This is a genomic window from Pseudomonas sp. AC463 (genome assembly GCF_979253585.1).
In genome coordinates, this window is record NZ_CEEDDZ010000747.1 from 1 (window position 1) to 262 (window position 262).

Genomic DNA, 262 nt, shown 5'->3' on the forward strand with positions numbered 1-262 from the left:
TGCTTGGCCTGACCCTGGATGCCATCGAGGCGAGCATTCTCGCCCTGTGCCTCTACAGCGCCGCTTATTTTGCCGAACTGCTGCGTTCGGCCTGGGCCAGTGTGCCGATCGGCCAGCTGGAGGCGGCGCGGGTGCATGGCCTGAACGGCATCCAGACCTTCTGGCACATCCAGGCGCCACAGGCGCTGGCGTTCGCTCTGCCGTTGCTGGGCAACCAAGTGATCCTGACCATCAAGGAAAGCGCGGTGGCATCGATCATCAC

General features: G+C 63.7%; 1 protein-coding gene. It reads left to right on the forward strand.

The genetic code is table 11. The features are described 5' to 3' along the window. Nucleotides 1-262: ABC transporter permease subunit (locus tag AC0IYH_RS32210; protein WP_471838382.1), on the forward strand; the 262-nt coding region annotated here is incomplete at both ends.